The organism is Rhodococcus opacus B4 (assembly GCF_000010805.1).
Classification (GTDB): Bacteria; Actinomycetota; Actinomycetes; order Mycobacteriales; family Mycobacteriaceae; genus Rhodococcus_F; species Rhodococcus_F opacus_C.
This window is the reverse complement of record NC_012522.1, coordinates 7,247,373-7,274,123: the sequence shown is the minus strand read 5'-3', so window position 1 is coordinate 7,274,123 and position 26,751 is coordinate 7,247,373. Positions and strand designations below refer to the sequence as shown.

Sequence of the window (26,751 nt, the reverse complement as noted above, 5' to 3'; positions counted from 1 at the left end):
CTGCCCGCCGTCCGGGTCAGCCGCGTTGCGGAAGCTGCTGCAGCGCCCACTCGTTGCCGTCTGGATCGGCGAAGTACACGAAGCGCCCCCACGCCAGATCCTGCACCTCGCTCACGGGCACACCGCGGGCCGACAGCTCCGCGTGGGCGGCGTCGGCGTCGTCGATGACGATCTGCAGTCCGTGCACCGAGCCGGGCGGGGTGTCGACCAGGCCCTCGCCGACGGCGATCGAGCAGGCCGATCCGGGCGGGGTGAGCTGGACGAACCGCACATTCTCGTCCACGCGGTGATCGTGGTCGACGACGAAGCCGACCTGGTCGGCGTAGAACGCCTTGGCCCGGTTCACGTCGGACACCGGCAGAATGATCAGCTCGATTTTGTAGTCCATGACCGGATGCTATCGACGGTCCCGGGCAATCGGGCCGAAACGCTCACGCCTGTTGCGCCGCCTTCTCGGCGGCCTGCGCCTGGGCGACCTGCTGCGGAGTGAAGCGGATGAACAGCGCCGCGAATCCGGCGATGAGGGCGCAGCCGGCGCTGCCGACGAGGGCGAAGGTGTAACCGTTGCCCAGTGCCTCGAGTTGCGCCGGATTCATGTCCGCAACCTTGCCGGAGATGCCGCCGAGCGACAGGGTGCGCGAGGTGGCCATCGCCCCGATGACGGCGAGGGCCAGGGGCCCACCCAGTGTCTGCGCCACCTGCGCGATCGCGGCGAGCGGCCCGATCTCCGTTTCCGACACCCCGGCGATGGCGCACAGCGGGAGCGGGACCACGGCGAGTCCGACGCCGAACCCGATCCCGATGACCGGTACGAACAGGTTGGCCAGATAGGTGGCGGAACTGTCGAGGGTCGATCCGTAGAGCAGCCCGACCACCATGATCGTGGCGCCGGCGACCACCAGCCACCGGGGCTGGATCCGCACGGCGAGCTTGGACGCCACCGCGGCCGCGCTGCCGAGGCCGAACGCGAACGGGATGAACGCGAGGCCCGCCTCTAGAGGGCTGTAACCGAGGATGTCCTGGACGAACAACGCCACGAACGCGGCGACCGTGAACATGACCGCACCGGCGAAGAAGATCGCGACGAGCGTCGCCACCCGGTTCTTGTCGTGGAACAGTGAGAACGGCAGCAGCGGGTTGTCGGCGGTCCGTTCGACGTACAGGAACGCGCCGAACAGCAGCAGCCCGGCAACGAGCGCGCCGATCACGTACGGACTCGCCCAGCCGAGCTCCGGGCCCTCGGTGAGCGCGAACACGACACCCGTCGCCGCGACCGTCGCGAGGACCGCCCCGGGAACGTCCAGCGCCAGACGCTCGCCCGCGGTCTCCTTCAGCGCCACGACCGCGCAGCCCACGATGACGACCCCGATGGGCACGTTGATGAGGAAGATCAGACGCCACGACACCTCGGTGAGCGCGCCGCCGATGATCAGCCCCGCGATCGATCCGATGCCGGTCATCGCCGCGAAAATCGCGATGGCCTGGTTGCGCGCCGGTCCGGCCGCGAACGTCGTCGCGACCAGGGCCAGCGCCGTCGGCGATGCCACCGCGGCGCCGACGCCTTGCAGGAACCGGGCCGCGATCAGCATGAACTCGCCCACCGCGAGGCCGCACAGCAGCGAGGCGACGGTGAACAGGGCGACACCGCCGACGAACATCTTCTTCCGGCCGAACGCGTCACCGAGCCGTCCGCCCAGGAGCATGAGGCCGCCGAACGCGAGCGCGTACGACGTGAGCACCCAGTTGCGGCCGCTGTCGCTGAGACCGAGATCGGCCTGCAGCGGGGCGAGCGCCAGGTTGGCGACGGTGCCGTCGAGAACCACCATCATCTGCAGCCCGCTCAGCACGACGATCGCCAGACCCATCACACGGGTGGCGGCAGTCGGAATCACCGCAGACTTCTTCGACGCTGAGGTGGTTTCGGGCATTCCGGAATCAGACACGAGGGTTCACGTTACCCAGCGTCCACAGAAAACCCGGCCACGGGCCCGATGACCACGATGGCGGGGGGACGGATCTGCTCTTCCTTGACCCGCGCCGCGACGGTCTGGAGATCGGCCCGGAGGGTGCGCTGCGTCCGCAGGGTTCCCTCCTGGATCACCGTGACCGGGGTGTCCACGGGACGCCCGCCGTCCATCAGGACGGTCGCGAACGCCTCGATGCGTTCGACGGCCATCAGCAACACGATCGTGCCCTTCAACCGGGCCAGGGCCGACCAGTCGACGAGCGAATCCGGGTGGTCGGGGGCGACGTGGCCGCTGACGACGACGAACTCGTGGGTGACGCCTCGATGCGTGACCGGGATGCCTGCGGCCGACGGCACCGAGATGGCGCTGGTGATGCCGGGAACCACGGTGACGGGCACACCCGCCGCGGCGCACGCCTCCAGTTCCTCGTAGCCGCGCCCGAACACATAGGGGTCGCCGCCCTTGAGCCGCACCACGAACTTGCCTGCCTTCGCGCCGTCGACGAGGGCGGCGTTGATCGCCTCCTGTGCCATCGCACGGCCGTAGGGAATCTTCGCGGCGTCGATGACCTCGACGTCCGAGCCCAGTTCGGCGAGCAGTTCCGGCGGGGCGAGGCGATCGGCGACCACCACGTCGGCACGGGCGAGCAGTCGACGGCCGCGCACGGTGATGAGGTCGGGGTCGCCGGGGCCGCCGCCGACCAGTGCGACACCGGCCGCCGGGGGCTCGGCGGTGTCCGCGACGGCACCGGACTGCAGACCCTCGACGAGTGCGGTGCGCACCGCGGCGGACCGGCGGTGGTCGCCGCCCGCGAGCACACCGATGCTCATTCCGTCGTAGCTCGCGCTGGCCGGGGTGACGGCCGTCCCGTAGCGGGCGTTGTCGGCGCGTACGCAGAAGACGCGATTCCGTTCGGCCTCGGCGACGATGGCCGCGTTGGTGTCCGGTTCGTCCGTGCACGCGATGGCGTACCAGGCGTCGGCGAGGTCGCCGTCCCGGTATTCGCGAAGGTCCACTGTGATCTGTCCCGCGGTGGCCATTCCCTCGACCGCCGGTGTGACCTCGCGGCTGATCAGGTGCACCCGGGCACCCGACGCGATCAGGAGCCCGAGCCTGCGCTGCGCCACCGTTCCGCCACCGACCACGACCACACGACGATCGGCCAAATTGAGTCCGACCAGGTAGTTGGTCTCGTCTCCGGTGGCAGCAGTCACGCGCTCTCCCCGTTTCTCCTGAAATTCCTGCACGACTCGTCTCGAACCTACGAAACTTTACGGGCTGCGGCGACGACGACGCCATTCGCGGACCACTTGGTCACGATCAGCGGCCCGCCGCCCGCACCGAGCACGGCCGCCGCTTCCGCGACGCTCGGCGATCCCGTCGCCGAGTGCACCCGGTCCGACGGGTTGGCCACCGCGACGGCGGCGAGTTCGTCCGCGGCGAATCCGCGGACGGGGACACCCAACTCCGATGCGGCGTCCACGAGGGCCGGTTCCGCGGCCTTGCGGTCGAGGGTGCACAGGCAGTGCAGCGTCGCGTCCGAAACGTGGTTCGCGGACGCCAGCGCGTGACGGACGGCGGCGAGAATGTCGGCGCGGCCCGCTGCCGCCCGGAACCCGACGCCGACGCAGACGTCAGCCACGAGCGGAGAACGTGCGCGCGGCGGCGACGAAACGGGTGATCGCCCGCGGATGACCCGCGGGGTGGGTGTGCAGGTACGAGGCGTGCACACCGCCGCGCACGAAGCCCTCCCGCGCGGGGGCGCCGTCCCAGGGGCGCCACCCCCACGCGGGTGCGAAGCCGTCCGCCTCCGCCGCGGCGAGGAACGTGCGATGGAACTCGTGGCCGACCACCCGCTCACCCGCCGCGAAGAGGGCGGAGTCCGTCACCGCCACGGCTTCGCGGTATCCGAGCGTCAGGCGAGACCCGAATGCGGCGTCGACCCCGACCACGGAGGCCATCGCGTGACCGTCGAGGCTGCGCGCGAGGTAGAGCAGACCGGCGCATTCGGCATGGATCGGCGCCCCCGCGGTGGCGAGCTCGCGGATCTGCGCCAGGAGAGCGGCGTTCCCGGCGAGCGCGACGGCGTGCTCCTCGGGGAAACCGCCGGGCAGCACCACACCGCTCGTGCCGGGCGGCAACGGGTCGTGCAGGGGGTCGAACGTGGTCACGTCCGCACCCGCCGCGCCCAGGAGTTCGCGGTGCTCGGCGTATCCGAACGTGAACGCGCGACCTCCGGCGATCGCCACGGTGGGACGCGGGCCGGGCGGAGGGGGCCCGACCTCGGCGGCGGGATCCCACACCGGGCCGTCGACCGCCGAGGCCGCGAGTGCGCGAATGGCCGGGAGGTCGAGGTGGCGGGCGGCGAGGCGGGTCATCGCGTCCACGGCGTTCACCGCGTCGGCGCCGTGTTCGGCGGCCGGGATCAGCCCGAGGTGGCGCGACGGGACCTCCAGCTCGGCCATCCGCGGGACGGCGCCGAGCACGGGGAGCCCGACGCGTTCGCACGCCTGCCGCAGCACCTGTTCGTGCCGTGCGCTCCCCACCCTGTTGAGGATCACCCCGCCGATGCGGACCCCGGAGTCGTACGTCGAGAAGCCGTGCAGGACGGCGGCCAGACTCTGACTGTGGCCGCGGGCGTCCACCACGAGCACCACGGGGGCGCCGAGCAGCGCAGCCACCTGGGCCGTCGATCCCTCGGCCGACGGCTCGTGGGACGCGGCGTCGATCTTGCCGTCGAACAGGCCCATGACGCCCTCGACGACCGCGAGGTCGGATCCCGAACTCCCGTGCCGGTACAGCGGGGCGATCCGCTCCGCGCCCACCATGACCGGGTCGAGGTTGCGTCCCGGGCGTCCCGCCGCGAGCCCGTGGTACCCCGGGTCGATGTAGTCGGGGCCGACCTTGAACGGCGCCACCGCACAACCGGACTCGCGCAGCGCCCCGACCAGACCGGTTGCGACGGTGGTCTTTCCGCTGCCCGACGCGGGCGCGGCGATGACCACCGCGGGCACCGCGGGGAGGGTGGTCACCACTCGATGCCTCGCTGGCCCTTCCGGCCTGCGTCCATCGGATGCTTGATCTTCGTCATTTCCGTCACCAGGTCCGCCGCGTCGATCAGCGCCTGCGGGGCGTCGCGGCCCGTGATCACCACGTGCTGGTTGCCCGGCCGGTTCCGCAGGACCTCGACCACCTCGTCGACGTCGACCCACCCCCACTTCAGGGGATAGGTGAACTCGTCGAGCACGTAGAAGCGGTGCTCCTCGGAGCCCAGCCTGCGCGCGATCTCGGTCCACCCCTCGGCGGCCGCGGCGGCGTGGTCTTCCTCGCTGCCGTGCTTACGCGTCCACGACCAGCCCTCGCCCATCTTGTGCCACTGCACGGCCCCGCCGGCACCGGTGTCGTCGTGCAACTGACCGAGCGCGCGGAACGCGGCTTCCTCCCCCACCTTCCACTTGGCGCTCTTGACGAATTGGAACACTCCGACGTCGAATCCCTGATTCCAGGCGCGCAGCGCCATGCCGAACGCGGCCGTCGACTTCCCCTTGCCCGGTCCGGTGTGGACCGCGAGCACGGGAGCGTTGCGCCGTTGACGCGTGGTGAGGCCATCGTCGGGAACGTTCTCGGGAACACCCTTGGGCATGTGTCTTCTCTCTCCCTGCCGAATTTCCGGATCCGGGTCAGGCCGCGGCGCGGACGACGCCCGCGACCTGCTGCGCGGACAATTCGCCGAGCCGGACGTACCCACCCCGCAACCGGCGGGCCAGCTCCGCGGCCAGCCCGAGCCGGACCATCCCGCTCTCGCAGTCGACGACCACGGACGCGACCGCGCTGTCGGCGAGCAGCCCCGCGGCCACCTTCGCACGGTGCAACGCATCCTTACCGCCGGTCGCCCGCCCGTCGGTCAGCGCGACGACGAGGGCGCGGCGCTGCGGGTCGCGGAGCCGTTCCCGCAACACGACCTCGCGCGCGCGCAGAAATCCTTCTGCCAGTGGAGACTTGCCGCCCGTCTTCATTCCCTGCAGACGGCGGACGGCGATGTCGACCGACGAGGTGGGCGGCAGGACGAGTTCCGCGGCCCGTCCGCGGACCGTGATCACCGCCACCTTGTCGCGGCGCTGGTACGCGTCGCGGAGCAGTGAGACGACGGCGCCGGTCACGGCCGACAACCGGTCACGGGCCGCCATCGACCCGGATGCGTCCACGACGAACACCACGAGGTTGCCCTCGCGGCCTTCGCGGATCGCTCCGCGCAGATCGACGGAATCGAGGATCATCCGCCCGGTGGTCCGGCCGCGGGCCACCTGCTGCCCGGCTGCGGCGAAGAGCGTGCCCACGAGGTGGAGTCCGTGCCCAGACTCGGCGGTCGAGCGCACCGCGCGACCGCGCGACGAGCGGGAACGTGAGCGCCGGCCCGGCGCGCCCTCGCCGACTCCGGGTACCTCGAGGAGTTTGGTGGTGAACTGGGTGCCGGTCGGCCCGGCCGGGCGCTCCGGGGGTGCCGGTGCGCCGCCGCCGGGCCCGTCCGGATCGTCGGGACCCTCGGGGTCGGTGTCCGCGCCGTCCGCCGCGGGCGGTGCGGTGGGCGGAGTTCCGGGTTCCTGCTCCGGCTGTTCCCCGCCGCCGGACCGCGCATCCTCGTCGGCCTGCCGGAGAGCGTCGTCGAGTTGCTGTTCGTCGAGACCGGGTTCGTCGAACGGATCCCGGCGGCGGCGGTGCGGCAGGGTCAGTTCGGCGGCCACTCGCACGTCCTCCGCCTCGACGGCCCCGGCGCCCCGCCACGCGGCGTGCGCGGTCGCCGTGCGGGCGAGGACGAGATCGGCGCGCATGCCGTCCACATCGAACGACGCACAGAGAGAAGCGATTCGGCGCAACTCGACGTCGTCGAGCACGACGGAGTCGAGCCGGTCGCGGGCCGCGAGGATGGCCGCGGCGAGGGCGGCGTCCTGCTCGGCGTAGCGCTCGACGAACCCCGCGGGGTCGCGCTCGAAGTCCAGACGACGCCGCACCACCTCCATGCGCACGTCCACCTCCCGCGACGCGGCCACGTCCACGGCCAGCCCGAAGCGGTCGAGGAGCTGCGGCCGGAGCTCACCTTCCTCAGGATTCATCGTGCCGACCATCACGAACCGGGCGGCGTGCGAATGCGAGATGCCGTCCCGTTCGACGTGCACGCGGCCCATCGCCGCCGCGTCGAGAAGCACGTCCACCAGATGGTCGTGCAGCAGATTGACCTCGTCGACGTAGAGCACACCCTGATGCGCGGCCGACAGCAGTCCGGGCTGGAACGCGCGCTCACCGTCGCGCAGCACCTTCTCCAGATCGAGGGAACCGACGACGCGGTCTTCCGTGGCTCCGACGGGCAATTCGATCAGCCGCGCCGGGCGGGTGCCGTTCTCGTCCTGCACCGCGGGCAGCAACGCGGTGAGAGCACGGACCACCGTCGACTTGGCCGTCCCCTTCTCACCGCGGACGAGGACGCCGCCGATGCCGGGATGGACCGCGCAGAGGACGAGGGCCAGCCGCAACCGGTCCTGGCCGACCACCGCACTGAACGGAAAACCCCACGAAAAGTCGGGTCGAACCTGGTCCACTTCACGATCCGTACGCACGCTGCATCCCTTCACGTCCCGGTTTCCTCGCCGAGAGCTTTGGCCGGTACGAACGCCGCGGCAATCTGGCTGGGAGACCGGATCGGCAACCAGGGTGATGGCAGCCGGTCAGAGATCCGTCACAGTGGCGGGACCGCGCCTGATTCGAACAGGACTTCCCCGCGGACATTCACCTGACGACCCTAGTCGGCGCTCACTGCCCCGCACTCGACGGGGCCGCCTCCGCCACCTCGTACGGGGCACCGCCGCCGCGACGCATGGGGACGTGCGGGATTCCGTCCTCGACGAACTCCTCACCGTCCGGCTTGAAACCGTGCTTGGCGTACATGTCCACGAGGTACGTCTGCGCGTTGATCCGGCACGGCGCGTCGCCGACCTCCGCGAGCGCGGCGCGCAGCAGACGCGTCGTGTGTCCTTGCCCCCGGGCCGGCCGCGCCGTGCACAGCCGGCCGATGCGGAACGACTTGTTGCCGTCGGCGTGCTCCTCGAGGAGGCGCAGCGTGCAGACCACCTGACCGTCCTGCTCCAGCCAGAAGTGGCGCGTCTCGGCCAGCAGGTCCCGGCCGTCGAGTTCCGGGTACGGGCACGCCTGCTCGACGACGAAGACCTCTACGCGAAGCCGGAGCAACTCGTAGAGCGTCTTGTTGTCGAGATCGAGAGCCCACGAACGCTTGAGTGCTGCGGTTGCCGTCATGACAGGCAACTATCGCACAGCACCCGCGAGCGTGCGCGCCCGTGGACCCGGGCCGAGCAGTCGGTCAGACCGCGACCGACGCGTCCTCCACCTTGCTGGTGTCGAGCTGCAGAACCTTCGACGTCCAGTCCCACACCTGCGAGAACAGGCCGGTGTCGTCGGAGAGCTTCACGCCCAGCGACGGGACCATTTCCTGAAGCTTCGGCTTCCACGACTCGTACTGGGCCGGGAAGCACCGCTGCAGGACGTCGAGCATCGCCGGCACGGCGGTCGAGGCGCCCGGCGAGGCGCCGAGCAGGCCCGCGATGCTGCCGTCGCCGGCGTTCACCACGGCGGTGCCGAATTCGAGGACGCCGCCCTTGCCCTTGGCGCGGCGGATGACCTGGACGCGCTGGCCTGCGGTGATGAGTTCCCAGTCCTTGCCGAGTGCCTTCGGGACGAATTCCCGCAGGGTCTCGATGCGGCCGGCCTCGGACATCGCGAGCTCACTGATCAGGTACTTGACGAGACCGAGTTCACTGACACCGACGCCCAGCATCGACAGGAGGTTGTTCGGCTTGACCGAGCTGGGCAGATCGGTGACGCGGCCCTGCTTGAGGAACTTGGGCGACCAGCCGGCGTACGGACCGAACAGCAGTCCGGGCTTGCTGCCGATCACGCGGGTGTCGAGGTGCGGAACCGACATGGGGGGCGCGCCGACCGCGGCCTTGCCGTAGACCTTGGCACGGTGCTGGTCGATGAGTTCCGGGTTGGTGCAGCGCAGGAACGCGCCGCTGACGGGGAACCCGCCGAAGCCCTTGGCCTCCGCGATGCCGGACTTCTGCAGCAGGTGCAGTGCACCGCCGCCTGCGCCGACGAACACGAACTTGGCGCGCACGACCTTCTTCGCACCATTGCGGCGATTGGTGACCTTGACCACCCAGCTGCCGTCGGACTGCTTGGTGAGGTCGGTGACCTCGTGTCCGAAGTGGACGACGCCGCCGGACGCGCCGACGTAGCCGAGGAGCTGCTTGGTGAGGGCGCCGAAGTCGACGTCGGTGCCGTCCTGGGTCCAGTTGAGGGCGATCGGATCGCTGAAGTCGCGGCCCTTCGCCATCAACGGCAGGCGGCGGGTGAACTCGTCGGGGGCGTCGATGTACTCCATGCCCGCGAAGAGGGGGTGGCCGGCAAGGGCGTCGTAGCGGGCCCGCAGGTACTTCGCGTTGGCCTCGCCGTGCACGAAGCTCACGTGCGGGATGGGGTTGATGAACTCCTTGGGCTGCGTCAGCACACCGCTCTCGACGGCGTGCGCCCAGAACTGCCGCGACACCTGGAACTGCTCGTTCACGTTGACGGCTTTCGTGATGTCCACGGTGCCGTCGGCGTTCTGCGGGGTGTAATTGAGCTCACACAGCGCGGAGTGGCCGGTGCCCGCGTTGTTCCACGGGTCGCTGCTCTCGGCGGCTACTGCGTCGAGCCGCTCGAATGTGGTGATCGACCAATCGGGCTGCACCTGACGCAGGATCGCTCCCAGCGTCGCGCTCATGATGCCCGCGCCAACCAGCACTACATCCGTTTTCGTCTCTACCGCATTCTGATCTGACACTGGAGTATCGACTTCCTTGTCCATAGCCGTACGCGCATACGCCTGCCGTGTTCGCCGGATAGGTTACCCGCGCGTATGAGCGAAAATCACCTGCCCCAATTGTGCGCCTCCCCGCACCCCCGAAACGCACATTAGATTGTGATCTGTGACTACTTGGGCTCCCGACGTTCTCGGCGACGGATATCAACAGCTGACCATCCCTCTCGGCACCGACCCCGACGGCGAGGGCGAGGTGAAGGCGACGCTGATCCGGTACCAGCCCCCGCAGGAGACGAGGAAGACCGGCCGCGCCGTGCTCTACGTCCACGGATTCACCGATTACTTCTTCCAGAAGCACCTGGCCGAGCACTTCGCCGAACAGGGTTACGCGTTCTTCGCCCTCGATCTGCGCAAGTGCGGACGCTCGCTCGAACCGGGGCAGACGCCGCACTTCGTCTCCGACCTGAGCCTCTACGACGCCGAACTGGACGAGGCGTTGCGCCAGGTCCGGGAACAGACCGCCGACGGGGAGGTCCTGCTGGTCGCGCATTCGACCGGCGGACTGGTGCTGCCGCTGTGGCTGCACCGCCTGCAGCGCAAGGCGGGCGGCACCGCAGCCCTCGGCATCAGCGGGGTCATCCTCAACAGCCCGTGGTTCGACCTGCAGGGTCCGTCGTACCTGCGGAACGTCGGCACGGTGGCCGTCGACGCGGTCGGGCGGGTCAAGCGCAAGTCGATCATCCCGAAGACCGGGCTCGACACGTACGGCGTGAGCCTGCACGTGGAGGGCAACGGCATCTGGAACTACAACCTCGACTGGAAGCCGCTGAGCGGTTTCCCCGTCACGTTCGGGTGGCTGCGCGCGGTGCGCCGCGGGCACGCCCAGTTGCACCGAGGGCTCGACATCGGGGTTCCCGCCCTGATCCTGCGGTCCAAGGCGTCGTACTTCGCGCCGCGGTACGACCCCCGGGTCGACACCGCGGACGCGGTCCTCGACGTCCGGCAGATCGCGCGCTGGGCGGGATGCCTCGGCGACCGCACCACGATCGTGCCCATCCCGGGCGCCCGTCACGACGTGTTCCTGTCCTCCGACGAGCCCCGCGCCCAGGCCTTCGCCGAGGTGGACCTCTGGCTCGAGTGGCTGCACGGCCACAACTCCGCAGAGGCCGCGCGGTGACGCACTTCGATCTGGCCATCATCGGTTCGGGGTCCGGCAATTCGCTGCCCGACGACCGGTTCGCCGACAAGAAGATCGCGATCCTCGAGGAGGGCACGTACGGCGGAACGTGCCTGAACGTGGGCTGCATCCCGACGAAGATGTTCGTCTACGCCGCGGAGGTGGCCCGCACGGTCACGGGGTCCGCGAAGTACGGCGTCGACGCGCAACTCGAGGGTGTGCGCTGGCCCGACATCGTGAAGCGGGTTTTCGGCCGCATCGACCCGATCTCGGCCGGCGGGGAACGCTACCGCGCCGAGGACAGCCCGAACACGACGCTGTTCCGCGGGCACGCGACGTTCGTGGGACCGCGGACCCTCGACACCGGGACCGGGGAAGTGATCACGGCCGATCAGGTGGTGATCGCCGCGGGGTCGCGGCCGATCATTCCCGGCGTCGTCCGGGAGTCGGGCGTGCGGTACTACACGAACGACGACATCATGCGGCTGCCGGAACTACCCGAGCGCATGGTGATCATCGGCGCGGGATTCATCGCCGCCGAGTTCGCGCACGTGTTCTCCGCGCTGGGCACCCGGGTGTCGCTGATCGCGCGCAGCTCACGCCTGCTGCGCCACCTCGACGACGACGTCTCCCGCCGGTTCACCGATCTCGCCGAGCGGAAGTGGGACGTGCACCGCGGGCACGCCGTGGCGGCCGTGCGCCGGGACGGCGACGGGGTCGCCGTCGAGCTCGCGGACGGCACCGTCGTGTCGGGCGACGTTCTGCTGGTGGCCACCGGGCGGCAGTCGAACGGTGACGCCATCGGGGCTGCCGCCGGTGGCGTCGACCTCGACGACGAGGGACGCGTCGTGGTCGACGAGTTCCAACGGACCGGTGCCGAAGGCGTTTTCGCGCTCGGCGACGTCTCCTCTCCCTACCAGCTCAAGCACGTCGCCAACCACGAGGCCCGGGTCGTTCAGCACAATCTCCTGCAGGGCGCGTGGACGGACACGTCGGGGCTGCGCTCCTCGGACCACCGGTTCGTTCCCGCGGCCGTGTTCACCGATCCGCAGATCGCGCACGTCGGGCTCACCGAGGCCGAGGCCCGCGAGGCGGGCTGGGACGTCACGGTGAAGGTGCAGGCCTACGGCGACGTCGCGTACGGGTGGGCCATGGAGGACGACGAGGGACTCTGCAAGGTCGTCGCCGAACGCGGCACCGGGCGTCTGCTGGGTGCGCACGTGATCGGCGCTCAGGCGCCGACGGTGATCCAGCCGCTGATCCAGGCGATGAGCTTCGGCCAGACGGCGCAGCAGATGGCGCGGGGGCAGTACTGGATCCATCCGGGGCTGCCCGAGGTGGTCGAGAACGCCCTCCTCGGCCTCGACCTGCCGTCCGAGTGACGGTCGCGAAGTCGGTCGCACTGTTCGCCGTTGCGGCGCTGTTCGAGATCGGCGGCGCCTGGCTGGTCTGGCAAGGGGTCCGCGAGCACCGCGGCTGGATCTGGATCGGCGCCGGTGTGGCGGCGCTCGGAGCGTACGGGTTCGTCGCGACGATGCAGCCGGATGCCAATTTCGGCCGCATCCTCGCCGCCTACGGCGGCGTGTTCGTCGCGGGCTCGCTGATCTGGGGCATGGTGGCCGACGGGTTCCGGCCGGACCGGTGGGACGTGTCGGGGGCCCTCATCTGCCTGCTGGGCATGGCCGTCATCATGTACGCCCCACGCTGAGCCCGGCCGGGCTCGGCGTGGGGCCACACCGGGTCTACCAGGGGCTGGTGCGAAGGACGATCTCGGTGGCCAGTTCGGCGGCCGCCGAGGCCGGAACGTTGGTGACGCCGTCGAGTTGGACGACGCGGAAGTCGGAGTAGACGAAGCGTCCGCTGGCGTCCGCCTCGGCGCGCCGGCCGGGGTCCGCGACCATCACGGTCGTGGGGAGTTCGACCGCCGGACAGTCGGATCCGCGCACCGCACCCGCGGCGTCGGGCGCCGCTGGATGCCCCCGGTCGGCGACGACGAGGCTCGCGAAGCGCCCGAACTGGCGGGCCGCCAGCGACCAGGCGAGTTCGGCCCCTTCCCGGCTGCCGACGAGGTTGACCCACCCGACCTTCAGCTCGTCGAGCAGGCCCATGACGGCTGCCTCGTCGAGACCGGTGATGTCCTCGGGGACGATCGTGCGCAGGTCCGAATTGTGCAGGCGTTCGCAGACGCCGTCGTAGACATCCGGCCCGTCGCCGGCCCCCGGTAGCAGGAGGACGGTGTGTTTGCTCTCCGGTCCGTCGATCCGGACCGTGCAGTTGCCATTTCCCACCGCCACGTGCGTCAGTTCCATGGGCTAAAAACTACGCGATCGCGGACCTGTTGCGCTCGGACCGCCCTAGTTCTATGGTTCATTACATGAGTAATGAACCGATCAACCGACGAGGCGGGCGTCGATGATCGACAACGGCAGACCGCTGTTCCAGCAGATCGCGGCGCTCATCGAGAACTCGATCATCGACGGAACCCTTCCCGAGGAAGGCCAGGTGCCGTCCACCAACGAGCTCGCCGCGTTCCACCGGATCAACCCGGCGACCGCAGCCAAGGGCCTCAATCAGCTCGTCGCCGACGGGATCCTCTACAAGAAGCGGGGAATCGGGATGTTCGTCACCTCCGGCGCCCGGAATGCGCTGCGCTTCAGGCGACGCGAGCGGTTCGCGCGCCAGTTCATCGATCCGCTCGTCACCGAGGCGGACAAACTCGGCGTCAGCATCGCCGAACTCAAGACCATGCTCGACCAACGGGAGGGAGCACGATGATCGGCACGCTGTCCGATACGAAGACCATCGCCGCGGCGCGGGGACTCGGTAGGCGATTCGGCGACGTCGCCGCGCTCGACGGGGTCGATTTCTCGTTGCAGGAGAACAAGATCTACGGTCTCCTCGGCCGCAACGGCGCGGGCAAGACCACGCTCATGCAGATCCTCACCGGCCAGGAGTTCCAGACCTCGGGCGCCGTGGAGGTCTTCGGGCGGGCGCCACACGAGAATGCCCGGGTGCTCACTGACGTCTGCTTCGTCAAGGAGAGCCAGAAATACCCGGACGACTTCAAGGTCCGGCACGTCCTCGCGAGCGCACGGCACCTGCTCCCCCACTGGGACGAGGAACTCGCACAGACATTGCTGGCGGATTTCGATCTTCCGCCCGGCCGCAAGGTGAAGAAACTCTCGCGGGGCATGACGTCCGCGCTCGGCGTGACGGTCGGCCTGGCCTCCCGCGCACCACTGACCCTGTTCGACGAGCCGTATCTCGGTCTCGACGCCGTCGCGCGGCACCTCTTCTACGACCGGCTGCTCGCCGACTACGCCGAGCACCCACGCACGGTCGTGCTGTCCACGCACCTCATCGACGAGGTCAGCGACCTCATCGAACACGTGATCCTGATCGACAGGGGGCGGATCGTCCTCGACGAGGACGCCGACGCGCTCCGCGAGGGCGCGGTCGTCGTCTCCGGTCTCGCGTCGCTCGTCGCCGACTTCACCTCGAACAAGACCGTGCTGCACCGGGAATCGCTCGGCGGACACGAACGGGCGACCGTACAGACCACGCTGTCGGACACCGAACGGGACCGAGCGGTGGACGAGGGCCTGCGGTTCGAGCCGCTCAGCCTTCAGCAACTCGTGGTCCGCAGCACCACAGCCGCCGGCACCACGGCCGGCAAGGAGGACGCACGATGACGAACCGGATCCTGACCGTCTCCCGCATCCACACCGTCGCCTGGCCCCTGCTCGTCGCGTGGCCGCTGGGCATACTGCTCGCGTCGTTCACGATCGGCGCGGCCATCTTCGCGCTGGTCGGCGACACCGGCAGCGACACCAATTTCACAGGCGGGGTCTTCTCCCTGTTCGGGTTCGCCCTCGTGTTCTACCTGCAGGCCATGACGCAGACGTTCCCGTTCGCCCTGGGAATGAGCGTCACCCGGCGCGACTACTTCACGGCCACCCTGATCGTCGCCGGCGTCCAGGTCCTCCTGTTCGGAGTGCTCCTCTACGGACTGTCGCTGATCGAGGAGGCCACCGGCGGCTGGGGTGTGGGGATGCGGATGTTCGCGATTCCCAACTACTTCACCTCCGCCCCGATGATCCAGCTCGCCACGTACTTCGCCTTCCTCGCACTGACCGCGGCGGCCGGAATGCTCTTGGGCGCACTGCATCACCGGTGGCGGGTGGTGGGCCTGTTCACCCTCGGCGTCGGCACGCTCCTCGCCGCGGGCGCCGCCGCATTCGTGATCACGTGGCAGAGGTGGTGGGCGGACATCGGCCACTGGTTCGCGGACGTCCCCCGATCGGTTCCGATGGTGTGGCTGCCTGCGCTGGCCGCCGCGGCGGGAATCCTCGCCGCATGGACGGTCGTCCGCCGCGCGACGGCCTAGCGCAGAAGATCTGACGCGATGACAGGCAGCCCTGCCGGGGCGCCCGCCCCGAGCAGCGCCTGGAGGGCGGGAAGATCGAGATTCTGCTCCACCAGGTCCGCCAGCAGATCGAGTTGGGCGGTCCGGATCGCGGCGACGTCCGTGTCCGGGGCGGTGACGAAACCGGTTCTCCCCGCGTGCTCGGCCACGTCGTCCAGCAGGATCCGGCGGAACCGGTCGGTCTCGAGCAGACCGTGCCAGTGGGTGCCGTACACGGCGCCGCGGATGCTGCCCTCCGCGGCGCCGCCGCGCGCGTGGAGCAGCGGCGGATCACCGTTGCGCCGGACGCGGCCGTGATGGATCTCGTACCCGGACACCGGGACTCCGTGGGCGTCGCCGCGGACCTGCGCGAGCACCTTGTCCGGGGCGAACTCCACCTCGAGGTCGAGCAGCCCCAGCCCGGGGACTGCACCCCGGCCGGATTCGACGTCGTCGACGATGACGGACCCGAGCATCTGGTAGCCGCCGCAGACACCGAGAACCGGGCCGCCGCGTTTCGCATGCACCGCGATCGCGTCCGCGATGCCGTTGCGGCGCAACCACTCCAGATCCGACACGGTCGACTTGCTGCCGGGCAGCACGACCAGGTCGGCATCCTCGAGCCGCGACGGGTCGGTGACCCAGCGCACCGACACCCCCGGTTCGCACGCGAGCGCCTCGACGTCCGTCGAATTGGAGATGCGGGGCAGGCGGATCGCGGCCACGCGCAGCCAGTCGTCGCCGACCGGGGGCGCCGGCCGCCCGACCGGGGCGTCACCCACCACACCCAGCGAATCCTCCGCGTCGAGCCACAGGTCCTCGGCGAACGGAATCACCCCGAGCGTCGGGCGACCCGTCATCGCCGTCAGCTGTCCCAGACCCGGCGCGAGCAGCGACACGTCGCCGCGGAACTTGTTGATCACGAAGCCCGCGATCAGCGCCTGGTCCTCCGGGGCGAGGACGGCCACGGTGCCGAACAGGTGGGCCAGTACCCCACCGCGGTCGATGTCGCCGACGACGAGCACCGGGAGGTCCGCCGCGCGGGCGAGGCCCATGTTCGCCAGGTCCGTGGCGCGCAGATTGATCTCCGCGGGTGAGCCGGCCCCCTCGCACAGCACCACGTCGTAGTCGGCGCGCAGCGACTGCAGTTCCTCGGCGACCACCGTCCGCAGGTGCCCCCGGTGCTCGATGTAGTCGCGGGCCCCGACGGTCGTGACCGCCCGCCCCCGCACCACGAGTTGCGACGTGCGGTCGCTGCCCGGTTTCAGCAGCACCGGGTTGAAGCGGACACTCGGCTCGAGCCCGCAGGCCGCGGCCTGCAGGGCCTGCGCCCGGCCGATCTCGCCGCCGTCCAACGTGACGACGGAATTGTTCGACATGTTCTGCGCCTTGAACGGCGCCACCCGGACACCCCGCCGCGCCAGCATCCGGCACAGTCCCGCCACGAGCACACTCTTGCCCGCGTCGGACGTGGTGCCGGCGACGAGCAGCGCGCCCCTCCACCGGCTCTCGCTCAAGGCAGGGTGAGGATCTCGTTGCCGGTCTCGGTGACCACGATGGTGTGCTCGAACTGGGCCGTCCACTTGCGATCCTTGGTGACCACGGTCCAGTCGTCGTCCCACATCTCCCAGCCGATGTCACCGAGGTTGATCATCGGTTCGATCGTGAACACCATGCCGGGTTCGATGACCGTGTCCACGGAGGGCTCGTCGTAGTGGAGGATGACGAGGCCGTTGTGGAACGTGGTGCCGATGCCGTGTCCGGTGAAGTCGCGGACCACGCCGTACCCGAAGCGGTGCGCGTACGACTCGATGACGCGGCCGACGACGTTGAGCGCCCGGCCCGGCTTGACGGCCTTGATGGCGCGCATCGTCGCCTCGTGGGTCCGCTCCACCAGCAACCGGTTCTCCTCGGCGACGTCGCCGGCGAGGAACGTGGCGTTGGTGTCTCCGTGCACGCCGCCGATGTAGGCGGTGACGTCGATGTTGACGATGTCACCGTCCTGGATCACCGTCGAGTCGGGGATGCCGTGGCAGATCACCTCGTTGAGCGACGTGCAGCACGACTTGGGAAATCCCTTGTAACCGAGCGTCGACGGATAGGCGCCGTGATCAGTCATGTATTCGTGCGCGATGCGGTCGAGTTCGTCGGTGGTGACGCCCGGCGCCACCGCCTTACCGGCCTCCTGCAGTGCCTGCGCGGCGATCTTGCTCGCCACCCGCATGGCCTCGATGGTCTCCGGGGTCTGGACCCACGGCTCGTTGCCTTCCTTGGCCGTGGGCTTCCACGCGTACTCGGGACGCTCGATCCCCGCCGGTACGGCGAGGACGGGAGACACGGTTCCGGGGCTCAGTGCTGTGCGGACAGACATGGGTACCAGGTTAGACCCGCACCTGGCCGGGTCGCCTCGGGACCCGCCGCGCGAGCTCTCAGTCCCGCAGGGTCGTGAGGAATGCGATCCGGTCGCCGCGGTAGAGAGAACGCACCCGTTCGATCGGAACACCCCCGGCGTCGAGCGAGAGCCGGTGGAGCAGCAGCATCGGCATGGCCGTGGTCGAGTCGAGCAGCGCGGCCTCTCGCGGGGAGGCCAGCACGGTCTCGATCCGCTCGGTGGCCGACGCGAACACCACTCCCGACTCGCGGATCGCCGCGTACAGCGAGGTGCCCGGGTCGAATGCGCGCGCCATCTCCCCGAAGCGACCCGCCGGCAGATGGGTGCTCTCGAGGCCGATCTTCTGGTCGTCCGCGAGCAGGACCCGTTCGAGGTGGATCACCGGTGCGCCGGCCGCGAGACCGAGCGCCTCGGCGAGGTCCGCGTCGGCGCCGAGTTCCTCGAACGTGACCAGTTCACGCCCGGGCACCCGCCCCTGGCTGACCGCGCCCTCCGTGTAGGACCGCAGCGACAGCGGCTGCACGAGCTTCGGGCTGGCGACGACGGTGCCGCGGCCTCGACGCTCGACGCGGCCCTCGACCAGCAGCTCGTGGATGGCCTGCCGCACCGTCTCGCGGGACACCGTGAACCGCTGGGCGAGTTCCCGCTCCGCGGGCACCGCGTCCCCCACCTCGAGTTCGGCGAGGATCGACTCGAGTTCGGTGCGGACCCGGTAGTACTTGGGGACGTTCGGCGCCTGGGTCATCGCGTGACGGTGCCGTTCAGCACGGACTCTCCTCGCGCGTCTGCGTCGTCGTTCATGCGGCTGAGCGTACCCGAAAAATGGTCTATACCAATTGTTCACCTGCCGTTCCCCCAGCGGTGGCCCACTGGTCTAGACCAAACGGCAGGCTTCTGGGCACCGACCTCTCATCGTAAGGAACTCACCATGCGCCTTCGCCCACGGATCGCGGCAGCCGCCCTGGCCGCGACCGTCCTCACTCTCGGAACCGCCTGCGGCGGAACCGGTACCGCCTCGACCTCGGGCACCGACACCGTGACCGTGTACAGCGCCGACGGCCTCTCAGGGTGGTACCAGTCGCGGTTCGACGCCTTCACCGCACAGACCGGCATCGCGGTGAATCTCGTGGAGGCCGGATCCGGCGAGGTCGTCTCCCGCCTCGAGAAGGAACAGTCCAACCCGCAGGCCGACGTCGTCGTCACGCTGCCGCCGTTCATCCAGAAGGCGGACGCTCAGGGACTGCTCGTCCCCAGCGGCGTCGACACCTCGGCCCTCCCCACGGCGGAGACGGACCCGGCCGGCCGCTACGTTCCCGTCGTCGAGAACTACCTGTCGTTCATCGCCAACCCCGCGGCGTCGCCCGCTCCCGCTTCCTGGGACGACCTGCTGTCCGACCGCTTCAAGGGCAGGATCCAGTACTCCACCCCAGGTCAGGCCGGCGACGGCACCGCGGTGCTGCTGCTCCTGCAGCACCTGATGGGCAAGGACGGCGCACTCGACTACCTCGCGAAGCTCCAGGCCAACAACGTGGGACCGTCGTCCTCGACCGGCAAGCTGCAGCCGAAGGTCAGCAACGGCGAACTGCTCGTGGCCAACGGCGACGTCCAGATGAACCTCACCTCGATCGCCGACGACGGTTCGACGTTCGACCTCTTCTTCCCTGCAACCGCCGACGGCACCCGCACCACCGTCGCCCTGCCGTACGTGATGGGTCTGGCGAAGGGTGCGCCGCGCAGCGAGCAGGGCAGACAGTTGATGGAGTTCCTGCTGTCCGAGGAGTCCCAGAAGACGGTCGCTGGCGAGGCGCGCGGCGTGTCGGTCCGCGAGGACGTGCGCGCCGCCACGAGTGACAGCGCCCCGGCGCGCGCCCTGCAGGGTGTCCAGGTGTGGTCGCCGAACTGGAACGACGTACTCACCGAACTCGATTCGGACGTCGCCGCGTACCAGAACGCCACCGGGAGCTGATCGTGTCGGGAATTCCAACAGGGCGGACGCACCAGCCGCACACCGTCGCAGTCCGCGGCGCCACCGACTACTCGGCGCCCGCCATCACGTTCGACCGGGTCACCGTCACCTACGGACGCGGCAGAGGCGTCACGCACGCCCTCGTCGACTTCAACCTCCGCGTCGCCCGCGGTGAGACCGTCGCCCTCCTGGGACCGAGCGGCTCCGGAAAGTCGACCGCGCTGAAGGCGCTTGCCGGATTCGTCCGTCCCACTTCGGGTTCGGTGCGGCTCGGATCACGCGACGTCACCGGCCTTCCGCCCGCGAAACGGGGAATCGGCGTCGTCGTGCAGTCCTACGCGCTGTTTCCGCACATGCGGGTTTCCGACAACGTGGCGTTCGGGCTCCGGGCCCGGCGGGTACCGCGGGCGGAGATCGGCGCGCGGGTGATCGAGGCCCTCGAGATGGTCGGCATGACCGCCTACGGTTCGCGCCTGCCCCGCGAACTGTCCGGCGGGCAGCAGCAGCGGATCGCGATCGCCCGGGCGCTGGCGATCCGGCCCGCGGTCCTGCTGCTCGACGAACCACTCGCCGCCCTCGACGCGCAGTTGCGCGAGAGCATGCTCGGTGAGCTCACCCGGCTGCGGGCGGCCCTGCCCGACACGGCGATGCTCTACGTCACCCACGACCAGGGCGAGGCGCTCGCCCTGGCCGACCGGATCGCCGTCATGCGGAACTCCCGGCTCGCGGACGTCGACACCGCCGAGAACCTGTGGAAGCGGCCACCCAGCAGTTTCACCGCGGAATTCCTCGGCGGCGCCAACCTGTTGCCGTGCACCGTCACCCGGGTGATCGGAACGTCGGCGCTCGTGTCGATCGGCGGCACCCCCGTCACCGCGACGGCCCCGCAACCCGACATCGGACACGTCGAGTGGGAGTCGGACCTGCCCGCGTTCCTGTGCGTCCGCCCGCACGCGGTCACGCTGACCGCGCCCGGCGTCAAGGGTTCGTTCTCGGCGCGAATCGTCTCGACGGTGTGGCGGGGGTCGACCACGCGGATCACCCTGTCCGTCGACGAACTCGAGGGAGTGCAGGTGGACGCGGACGTCGCCGGCCACGACCAGCGCACCCCCGGCGCCGTCGTCGGCGTGCAATTCCCCTCCGACGGCAGCGTCCTGGTGCCGGCGGCATGACCGCGACACTCGAACGCCCGCCCGCGGCGGCGACGTCTCCCCGGCCGGAACCGGTCCGGTGGCGCGCCGTCGCCTGGACGCTCCCACCCTTGCTGCTCGTCCTCGGATTCGCCGTCTACCCGATGGCTCGGGTGCTCACCGAGTCCCTCGGCTCCGACACCGGTTCCGGCCTGGACACCTGGTCCGACGTGCTCGGCTCGGAACTGTTCCGCACGGCCCTGTGGCGGACGGTGCAGATCGCCGCACTCTCGACTCTCGGCTGCCTGGCCCTCGGCACGTTCCTCGCGCTGGTGCTGGCGTTCGTCCCGTTCACGGGATCGAAGGTCGTGGGACGGCTGATCGACGCCGTGCTGTCGCTGCCGTCCTTCCTGATCACCCTCGCGTTCACCTTCCTCTACGGCACTGCCGGGGCGGTCAACGCGCTGATCGCGCGGATCACCGGCGACGGCGACGGGCCGCTGAACTTCGTCGGCACCCCACTGGGGGTGATCGCCGCCGAGATCACGTTCTTCACCCCGTTCGTCGTCCGCCCCCTGCTGGCCGCGTTCACCCAGATCCCCCGGGAACAACTCGACGTCGCCGCCAGCCTCGGGGCGTCGCCGCTGCGGGTGCTGCGGACCGTCGTGATGCCGGAGGCCTGGCCCGCGCTGCTGGCGGGTGGGTCGCTGGTGCTGCTGCTCACGCTCAACGAGTTCGGCATCGTCCTGTTCACGGGCGCCAAGGACGTGGTGACGCTGCCCGTTCTGATCTACACGCGCGGCATCGTCACGTTCGACCTGCCGGGCGCGGCCGTGATCGCCACGGTCCAGGTGGCGTTGTCGCTGGCCCTGCACTGCACGTACCGAACTCTGTTCGCGACACTGACGGGAGGCAGCCGTGCTGCTGTGGACGAGAAGATCTAGGGCGCTGGCCCTGAGCCTGTTCGGTCTCGTGGTGACCGTCGTCTTCGCGGCGCCGATCGCCACCGTGGTTGCCGCCGGTCTCGCCGGATCCTGGACGGGCCCACTGCCCTCGGACCTCGGCGGGCAGAATTTCGCGGCGGCACTGTCCGACGAGAATCTCGCCAGCCTCACCGTCAGCCTGCAGACGGCGTTCATCGCGGGTGCACTGGCACTCGCGGTCGGGACGTGGGCGGCACTTGCGGCGCGGGAGGCGCCGGCGTGGTTGCGCCGCGTCACCGACGCCGTCTTCCACCTGCCGATCGCGATCCCGTCCGTCGCGATCGGTCTCGGCCTGCTGATCGCGTTCAACTCGCGGCCGCTGCTGCTCGGCGGGACCAAGTGGATCGTGATCCTGGCGCACACCATCCTCGTGCTGGCGTTCACGTTCAGCGCCGTCTCGGCCGCGCTGGACCGGCTCGATCCGGCGTACCGGCAGGCCGCCGAATCGCTCGGCGCGGGGCCTGCCCGGGTGTTGTTCCGGATCACGCTGCCGCTGCTGCTCCCGGCCCTCGGCGCCGCGGCGGGTCTGTCGATCGCACTGTCCATGGGCGAACTGGGCGCCACCGTGATGGTGTACCCGGCGACCTGGAAGACGTTGCCGGTGAGCATCTTCGGCCTCACCGACCGCGGCCGGGTGTTCCTCGCCGCGGCCGACACCACCCTCCTGCTGGCGGTCACCCTGCTCGCGCTGCTGGTCGTCGGCCGCCTCCGCAGGCGCTGACGCACCCGTGCGCCTTTCTGGTTGTGGGAGCAACCAGAAAGGCGCACGGGCGGCGGAGCCGCCTACTGCTGGCGGAGCAGGTACCGCTGCACCTTGCCGCTGGGGGTCTTCGGCAGGCTCGGGACGAAGTGCACCGTGCGCGGGTAGGCGTGCGCGGCGAACTTCTTCTTCACCAGCGTCTGCAGTTCGACCTCGAGTTCGCCCGTCCCGTCGATGCCGTCGCGCAGGACGACGAACGCCTCGAGCACCTCACCGCGCAACTGGTCGGGCATGCCGACGACTGCCGCCTCGACGACGGAGTCGTGCATGACGAGCACGCTCTCGACGTCGAACGGCCCGATCCGGTAGCCGGCCATGATGATCACGTCGTCGTCGCGGGCGGAGAAGAAGTAGAAGCCGTCCTCGTCGGTCTGGCCTGCGTCGCCGGTGAGGTACCAGCGACCGTCGGCGGTGAACCGCTGCGCGGTCTTCTCGGGTGCGTCGACGTAGCCGGTGAACCACATCAGCGGACTGTTCCGGGTGTCGATGGCGACCCGTCCCGGGGTGCGCGGCGGGGCGAGCGCGTCGGAATCGTCCTCGAGGACGGCGCACGCCCACCCCGGCAGCGGCTTGCCCATGGACCCCTCGCGCACCTCGTCCCGCAGCCCGTCGGCCCAGGCGTTGGCGATGAACATGCCGTGCTCGGTCTGCCCGTAGTGGTCGCGGACGAACACGTTCAGGTTGGCCTCGGCCCACGAGATCACGTCGGGGGTGAGGGGTTCACCCGCCGACGACGCGCGCCGCAGCGTCACGGTTTCGGGGATCGGGGTGGGGTCGGCGCGCAGGCTGCGGTAGACGGTGGGGGCGGCGGCGAAGTTGGTGACGCCGAATCGCTCCATGACCTGCCAGGTGAGGGGTGCGGAGAACCCGGCGTGCAGCAGAATGCTGCGGGTGCCCGCGGCGAGCGGCCCGAGCAGCGCGTAGTAGAGGCCGTACGCCCAGCCGGGGTCGGCGGCGTTCCAGAACACGTCGTCCTTGCGGACGTCGAGGCCGAACTCCTGGTAGGCGTGGAACGACGCGAGCGCCCGCAGGGGCACCGGAACGCCCTTCGGTGTCCCGGTGGTGCCGCTGGTGAACAGCTGGACGAGGGGACCCTCGCCGCCGACCGTGACGGCGGCGCCCTTCGTATCGGTCGCGTCGTGCGCGTCCACGAGCGTCGCAAAATCGAGAGCGCCGGAGCCGCCGCCCACGACGACGACCTGCCACGGCGCGTCCACCGGAATGTCCTCCCCGGGGGCCAGCTTGTCGACCTGATTCGCGTCGGAGACGACGACCTTCGCACCGCTGGCACCGAGCCGGAACGCGATCGCCGGCGGCGCGAACGCGGTGAACAGGGGGACGTGGACGGCGCCCCGGCGCCAGATCCCCAGCAGCGCGACGACCAGTTCCGCGGACTTGCCCATCAGCGTCGCGACATGGTCGCCCGGCTCCACCCCCAGGTCCGCGAGTGCGGCGGCGAATCGCGCCGACTGCTCGCGCAGGTGGCCGTAGGTGAGGTCCGCCGACGACAGGTCGGATTCGACGACGGTGAATGCCACGTCGTCGGCGGGGTGACGATCACACAGCAGTTCCGCGGCGGACGCCGTCGGCGTGTCGTACTGGTCCAGCAGCTCACGCACGCGTGCGGCGGGATCGGTGGTCATGCGGTACTCCTCGTGTTCTCATGGCCAGGTAAAGAGGTCGGGCCGTCACCCGACTTCACTACGGTTATGATCTAGCTCACAGACTGCTGTGACTACCCCCGGAAAGGGGTGACGACTTGGTTGCTCGTGCACCGTCGCTGCTGCGCCCTCGGGACGGGGACGCACTGCGTGGTGAGCTGCGCAGCATCGCAGCTCACGGCGTCGCGCCGGTCCTGTTCGCCGGCGAGGTGCAGGGCGACACCCTCCACCTCAGCGAGTTCGTCGGCACCCGAACGAACAACCTCAAGGGGCTCGCCATCCCTCCGCGTTCCGGACTGGGCGGTCGCGTCGTCGCCCAGCGCACACCCGCGGCGGTCAACGACTACGGCAGAGCCTCGACCATCACGCACCACTTCGACCGGCCCGTCCTCAGCGAGGGGCTGCGGTCCATCCTGGCGGTGCCCGTCATGGTGCGGGGCAGCTCGCGCGCGGTGCTGTACGCCGCCATCCGCGATTGCGCGCCGATCGGCGACCGCACCGCGGACATCGTCGTCGCGGCGTCGCGACGCCTCGGTACCGAGATCGCCATCCGGGACGAGGTCGATCGCCGCCTGGAGATGATGGCGACGCTCGAGGGCAACGGCGCAGGCGGTGCCACCACCGAGGAACTCCGTGACATCCACGCGGAGTTGCGGAGTGTCGCGCAGACCGTCACCGACACCTCGCTGCAGGCCCGCCTCCGCGGGCTGTCCCAGCGCCTGGCCGGGATCCTGCGGCCGGACGCCGTCGCCGACGAGGACCCCGGCGTCCGCCTCACCCCGCGTGAGATCGACGTCCTGTCCCACGTGGCGCTGGGATGCACCAACGGGGAAGCGGCACAGCGACTCTCCGTCGGGCCCGAGACGGTGAAGAGCTACCTGCGCAGCGCCATGAGCAAGCTCGACGCCCGGTCGCGGCACGAGGCGGTGGTCACCGCCCGCAGGCTCGGGCTGCTCCCCTAGCGAACACGGTCTCCTCGAACGAGGGCCGCAGGCGGTAGCGAAAGGCGGTGGGTCATGGGATCGACAGCGGACGCCACGAATTCGAACGCACCCGGTTCGAATTCGCCCGAACAACCGAGCCTCAAGCGGGTCATGGGCCCGGGGCTGCTCCTGTTGTTCATCGTCGGCGACATCCTCGGCACCGGCATCTACGCCCTCACCGGCAAGGTGGCCAACCAGGTCGGGGGCGCGGTGTGGCTGCCGTTCCTGGTGGCGTTCCTCGTCGCGATCATCACCGCCTTCAGTTACCTGGAGTTGGTCACGAAGTACCCGAAGGCCGCGGGCGCCGCGCTGTACACGCACAAGGCGTTCGGGGTGCACTTCCTCACCTACATGGTCGCGTTCGCCGTGATGTGCTCGGGAATCACATCCGCGTCGACGGCGTCGCGGGCGTTCGCAGCGAACTTCGTCGAGGCGTTCCACCTCGACTTCTCCACCGGGATCGGCATCACCCTGCTCGGTCTCGGGTTCATGACGCTCGTGGGTCTCGTCAACTTCCGCGGGGTCAGCGAGAGCGTCAAGACGAACGTCGTGCTCACCTGCGTCGAACTGTCCGGCCTCCTCATCATCATCATGATCGGGCTGTGGGCCCTCGGCGTCGGCGACGGCGACTTCTCCCGGGTCACCACGTTCGACACCGGCGACCGATCCGCGCTCGGCGCGGTCGTCGCGGGAACCGCCCTCGCGTTCTTCGCGATGGTCGGGTTCGAGGACTCGGTCAACATGGCCGAGGAATGCAAGGAACCGAGCCGCATCTTCCCGAAGGTCCTGCTGACCGGTCTCGTCATCACGGGCTGCATCTACGTGTTCGTGTCGATCACCGCGATCGCGCTGGTACCGGTGAGCGAACTCGGCGAGGGCGACACTCCGCTGCTGAAGGTCGTTCAGGCCGGGGCGCCCGGCTTCCCGATCGGCATCTTCGCGTTCATCACCATGTTCGCCGTCGCCAACACGGCGCTGATCAACATGCTGATGGCGAGCCGGCTGCTGTACGGCATGAGCCGGGAGGGCGTCCTGCCGCCCCCGCTCGGCCGCGTGCACTCCACCAGGCGCACCCCGTACGTGGCGATCGTCTTCACGACGCTCCTCGCGTTCGGCCTCATCACCTTCGTCGGTGAGGTCCCCGAACTGGGCGGCACCACGGCGCTGCTGCTGCTGGGCGTGTTCACCATCGTCAACATCACCGTGCTCGTCCTGCGCAAGCAACCGGTGGAGCACCAGCATTTCCGGGTGCCGACCATCCTGCCGATCGTCGGCGCCCTCACGTGCGGCTTCCTCGTCACTCCCTTCGCCGACCGGCCCGCCGTGCAGTACCAGATCGCGGGCATCCTTCTCGGAATCGGTGTCGTTCTGTGGGCCGGGACCGTCGTCGTGAACAAGCGGATGGGCAAGGGCGGGCCCGAGATCGACCCCGAGAAACTCGCCGAGCACGAGTGACC

General features: G+C 69.8%; 26 protein-coding genes. 12 read left to right on the top strand and 14 right to left on the bottom strand.

Features of this window, described 5'->3' with window-relative positions; genetic code table 11:
* Positions 1-16 precede the first annotated feature (16 nt).
* The 9 genes from ROP_RS33050 to mqo form a co-directional block, all read right to left on the bottom strand.
* Positions 17-388, bottom strand: coding sequence for a glyoxalase superfamily protein (locus ROP_RS33050; protein WP_015890340.1), 372 nt, complete (start codon positions 386-388; stop codon positions 17-19).
* A 43-nt stretch (positions 389-431) separates the two neighbouring features.
* Positions 432-1,928: an MFS transporter gene (locus ROP_RS33045; protein ID WP_050785154.1), complete on the bottom strand. Its 1,497-nt coding sequence runs from the start codon at positions 1,926-1,928 to the stop codon at positions 432-434.
* 26 nt (positions 1,929-1,954) lie between these two features.
* Positions 1,955-3,181 (bottom strand): uroporphyrinogen-III C-methyltransferase, encoded by a 1,227-nt coding sequence (gene cobA / locus ROP_RS33040; RefSeq protein ID WP_015890338.1) that lies wholly within the window; start codon positions 3,179-3,181, stop codon positions 1,955-1,957.
* 47 nt (positions 3,182-3,228) lie between these two features.
* On the bottom strand, positions 3,229-3,609 hold the full coding sequence (locus ROP_RS33035; RefSeq protein WP_015890337.1) for a cobalamin biosynthesis protein: 381 nt from the start codon (positions 3,607-3,609) through the stop codon (positions 3,229-3,231).
* The gene (locus ROP_RS33030) at positions 3,602-5,002 is read right to left on the bottom strand and encodes a cobyrinate a,c-diamide synthase (protein ID WP_043825841.1); all 1,401 of its coding nucleotides are present in this window, start codon (positions 5,000-5,002) and stop codon (positions 3,602-3,604) included. The genes ROP_RS33035 and ROP_RS33030 overlap by 8 nt, the downstream gene beginning before the upstream one ends.
* On the bottom strand, positions 4,996-5,610 hold the full coding sequence (cobO, locus tag ROP_RS33025) for a cob(I)yrinic acid a,c-diamide adenosyltransferase (protein WP_015890335.1): 615 nt from the start codon (positions 5,608-5,610) through the stop codon (positions 4,996-4,998). Before cobO ends, ROP_RS33030 begins: the two co-directional genes overlap by 7 nt.
* A gap of 37 nt (positions 5,611-5,647) precedes the next feature.
* Positions 5,648-7,561, bottom strand: coding sequence for a magnesium chelatase subunit D family protein (locus ROP_RS33020; RefSeq protein ID WP_015890334.1), 1,914 nt, complete (start codon positions 7,559-7,561; stop codon positions 5,648-5,650).
* Between the two features lie 211 nt (positions 7,562-7,772).
* Complete coding sequence (locus ROP_RS33015) at positions 7,773-8,273, bottom strand: GNAT family N-acetyltransferase (RefSeq protein ID WP_015890333.1); 501 nt, start codon at positions 8,271-8,273, stop codon at positions 7,773-7,775.
* Positions 8,274-8,337: 64 nt separating this feature from the next.
* Positions 8,338-9,882 (bottom strand): malate dehydrogenase (quinone), encoded by a 1,545-nt coding sequence (gene mqo, locus ROP_RS33010; protein ID WP_015890332.1) that lies wholly within the window; start codon positions 9,880-9,882, stop codon positions 8,338-8,340.
* A gap of 121 nt (positions 9,883-10,003) precedes the next feature.
* Between mqo and ROP_RS33005 the strand changes: the two genes are divergently transcribed.
* The 3 genes from ROP_RS33005 to ROP_RS32995 are packed head-to-tail and all read left to right on the top strand — an operon-like array spanning position 10,004 to position 12,722.
* Positions 10,004-11,014, top strand: coding sequence for an alpha/beta hydrolase (locus tag ROP_RS33005; RefSeq protein ID WP_015890331.1), 1,011 nt, complete (start codon positions 10,004-10,006; stop codon positions 11,012-11,014).
* A complete protein-coding gene (mtr, locus tag ROP_RS33000; protein WP_015890330.1) occupies positions 11,011-12,396 on the top strand; it encodes a mycothione reductase in 1,386 nt (461 codons plus the stop codon). The genes ROP_RS33005 and mtr overlap by 4 nt, the downstream gene beginning before the upstream one ends.
* Entirely contained in the window at positions 12,393-12,722 is a 330-nt protein-coding gene (locus tag ROP_RS32995) for a YnfA family protein (RefSeq protein WP_015890329.1), read from the top strand. Before mtr ends, ROP_RS32995 begins: the two co-directional genes overlap by 4 nt.
* A 34-nt stretch (positions 12,723-12,756) precedes the next feature.
* Here the strand turns inward: ROP_RS32995 and ROP_RS32990 are convergent, their stop codons facing one another.
* Positions 12,757-13,323, bottom strand: a complete 567-nt coding sequence (locus ROP_RS32990; protein WP_015890328.1) for an alpha/beta fold hydrolase — start codon at positions 13,321-13,323, stop codon at positions 12,757-12,759.
* Positions 13,324-13,426: 103 nt separating this feature from the next.
* Here ROP_RS32990 and ROP_RS32985 point away from each other — a divergent pair, with 103 nt between their 5' ends.
* Genes ROP_RS32985 through ROP_RS32975 form a run of 3 tightly spaced genes read left to right on the top strand, consistent with a single transcriptional unit; the run spans position 13,427 to position 15,401 of the window.
* Entirely contained in the window at positions 13,427-13,789 is a 363-nt protein-coding gene (locus ROP_RS32985) for a GntR family transcriptional regulator (protein WP_015890327.1), read from the top strand.
* Positions 13,786-14,706 (top strand): ABC transporter ATP-binding protein, encoded by a 921-nt coding sequence (locus ROP_RS32980; RefSeq protein ID WP_015890326.1) that lies wholly within the window; start codon positions 13,786-13,788, stop codon positions 14,704-14,706. The genes ROP_RS32985 and ROP_RS32980 overlap by 4 nt, the downstream gene beginning before the upstream one ends.
* Positions 14,703-15,401: a hypothetical protein gene (locus ROP_RS32975; protein WP_015890325.1), complete on the top strand. Its 699-nt coding sequence runs from the start codon at positions 14,703-14,705 to the stop codon at positions 15,399-15,401. Before ROP_RS32980 ends, ROP_RS32975 begins: the two co-directional genes overlap by 4 nt.
* On the opposite strand, the gene ROP_RS32970 is transcribed toward ROP_RS32975, so the two are convergent.
* The 3 genes from ROP_RS32970 to ROP_RS32960 are packed head-to-tail and all read right to left on the bottom strand — an operon-like array spanning position 15,398 to position 18,556.
* Entirely contained in the window at positions 15,398-16,936 is a 1,539-nt protein-coding gene (locus ROP_RS32970; protein ID WP_015890324.1) for a cobyric acid synthase, read from the bottom strand. The two genes, ROP_RS32975 and ROP_RS32970, sit on opposite strands and share 4 nt — an antisense overlap.
* Positions 16,933-17,790: a type I methionyl aminopeptidase gene (gene map / locus ROP_RS32965; protein ID WP_015890323.1), complete on the bottom strand. Its 858-nt coding sequence runs from the start codon at positions 17,788-17,790 to the stop codon at positions 16,933-16,935. Before map ends, ROP_RS32970 begins: the two co-directional genes overlap by 4 nt.
* 58 nt (positions 17,791-17,848) lie before the next feature.
* Complete coding sequence (locus ROP_RS32960; protein WP_015890322.1) at positions 17,849-18,556, bottom strand: GntR family transcriptional regulator; 708 nt, start codon at positions 18,554-18,556, stop codon at positions 17,849-17,851.
* A 183-nt stretch (positions 18,557-18,739) separates the two neighbouring features.
* On the opposite strand from ROP_RS32960, the gene ROP_RS32955 reads away from it, so the two are divergent.
* The 4 genes from ROP_RS32955 to ROP_RS32940 are packed head-to-tail and all read left to right on the top strand — an operon-like array spanning position 18,740 to position 22,611.
* Entirely contained in the window at positions 18,740-19,777 is a 1,038-nt protein-coding gene (locus ROP_RS32955; protein ID WP_015890321.1) for a 2-aminoethylphosphonate ABC transporter substrate-binding protein, read from the top strand.
* A gap of 2 nt (positions 19,778-19,779) precedes the next feature.
* Positions 19,780-20,949, top strand: a complete 1,170-nt coding sequence (locus ROP_RS32950) for an ABC transporter ATP-binding protein (RefSeq protein ID WP_015890320.1) — start codon at positions 19,780-19,782, stop codon at positions 20,947-20,949.
* Positions 20,946-21,851: a 2-aminoethylphosphonate ABC transporter permease subunit gene (locus ROP_RS32945; RefSeq protein ID WP_015890319.1), complete on the top strand. Its 906-nt coding sequence runs from the start codon at positions 20,946-20,948 to the stop codon at positions 21,849-21,851. Before ROP_RS32950 ends, ROP_RS32945 begins: the two co-directional genes overlap by 4 nt.
* A complete protein-coding gene (locus ROP_RS32940; RefSeq protein ID WP_015890318.1) occupies positions 21,826-22,611 on the top strand; it encodes an ABC transporter permease in 786 nt (261 codons plus the stop codon). The genes ROP_RS32945 and ROP_RS32940 overlap by 26 nt, the downstream gene beginning before the upstream one ends.
* 62 nt (positions 22,612-22,673) lie before the next feature.
* On the opposite strand, the gene ROP_RS32935 is transcribed toward ROP_RS32940, so the two are convergent.
* The gene (locus tag ROP_RS32935) at positions 22,674-24,293 is read right to left on the bottom strand and encodes an AMP-binding protein (protein WP_015890317.1); all 1,620 of its coding nucleotides are present in this window, start codon (positions 24,291-24,293) and stop codon (positions 22,674-22,676) included.
* 116 nt (positions 24,294-24,409) lie between these two features.
* Between ROP_RS32935 and ROP_RS32930 the strand changes: the two genes are divergently transcribed.
* Together ROP_RS32930 and ROP_RS32925 are read left to right on the top strand one after the other, a co-directional pair.
* Entirely contained in the window at positions 24,410-25,273 is an 864-nt protein-coding gene (locus tag ROP_RS32930; protein WP_015890316.1) for a helix-turn-helix transcriptional regulator, read from the top strand.
* 54 nt (positions 25,274-25,327) lie between these two features.
* A complete protein-coding gene (locus ROP_RS32925) occupies positions 25,328-26,749 on the top strand; it encodes an APC family permease (protein WP_015890315.1) in 1,422 nt (473 codons plus the stop codon).
* The last annotated feature ends 2 nt before the right edge of the window (positions 26,750-26,751 follow it).